Here is a 1034-nt window from a genome sequence, read left to right as displayed (position 1 = left end):
CGAGCAAAGGATCAAGGAAAAACTATGCTGGAAAAGTCCTGTTCAATATAGGCTTTCCTTGCAGGCAGCATAAAAAAGTAACGAGACAGTAAAAACCATCTCGTTACTAAGGTCTAACTTTTTGGGGTCACATCAAGGAACGTCCAAGTGACGGGCCTCTTTTTTTTTTTCAAACTCAATAACAAACCTTAGCCGGTATGGGAGCCATAGTAGCTTCTCATACCGGCTTTTTATATGCCAGAAAAAAATTTTAAAGTTTTTTGGAAACCGTCAGAAAATCCACTCTCCCAAGGCTAAAGAGTGGAAGGGGAAAACGATACTAACCCTCAGAAAGGAGGAAAAGCCATGAAGCAAAGAGTTAGCATCAGCGTTTCTGCGGCAAAGGGTGGTGGGCATATCGCTGCCGTACGGTCTGTGTCCGTGCGGGAACGGATCCTGCGGTTCCTGCTGGGCGGGAAAGAAAAAGTAACCATCATCGTACCAGGTGACTCCGTAGAGGAACTGGCCATCAGGGAAATTAACGAAGGAGGAAACTAAGGTGACGAAGGACAATCTTGAAAATCTGGCGAACGAAATGGCCAATTGCACAAAGACCTTGCTGCGGATTGTAGAAGCTCTGGAAAACGAGATGAACAATAGAACAGCAGAACCGGAAAAGGTGGTTCCGGAGCGGAAGGCCCTTTCTTTTGAAGAAGTTCGGAAAGCGGCGGCTGACAAGTCCCGCCAGGGATTCACAGCAGAAGTGAAAGCCCTTATTGAAAAATATGGGGCGGAAAAACTCTCCAGCGTAAAGCCGGAAGACTATGAAGCCTTTATGAAGGAACTGGAGGAGATCAGCCATGCCGGATAAGCAACATGCGGTTCTTTCCGCCTCGTCCAGCTACCGCTGGCTGGCCTGCCCGCCTTCCGCGTTGGAGTGTGCGAAGCGGCCGGATACCACAAGCGACTTTGCCCGGGAGGGTACGGATGCTCATACTCTCTGCGAATACAAGGTGAAGGAAGCCCTGGGCAGGAAGGCCCAGAACCCTACGGGG

Annotated in this window: 3 protein-coding genes; all 3 read left to right on the top strand. The window is 49.5% G+C overall.

What is annotated here, in order from left to right; translation table 11 throughout:
* Positions 1-345: 345 nt before the first annotated feature.
* Entirely contained in the window at positions 346-537 is a 192-nt protein-coding gene (locus VZT47_RS10670; protein WP_105325849.1) for a hypothetical protein, read from the top strand.
* Between the two features lies 1 nt (position 538).
* Positions 539-850: an rRNA biogenesis protein rrp5 gene (locus tag VZT47_RS10665; RefSeq protein ID WP_270441288.1), complete on the top strand. Its 312-nt coding sequence runs from the start codon at positions 539-541 to the stop codon at positions 848-850.
* Positions 840-1034: DUF2800 domain-containing protein (locus VZT47_RS10660; RefSeq protein ID WP_330224930.1), on the top strand; the 195-nt coding region annotated here is incomplete at its 3' end. The genes VZT47_RS10665 and VZT47_RS10660, both read left to right, overlap by 11 nt.

The sequence above is a fragment of the Dialister sp. genome (genome assembly GCF_036343215.1).
GTDB lineage: Bacteria > Bacillota > Negativicutes > Veillonellales > Dialisteraceae > Dialister.
The sequence above is the reverse complement of the archived record's forward strand: the minus strand, read 5'-3'. Positions and strand labels throughout refer to the sequence as shown.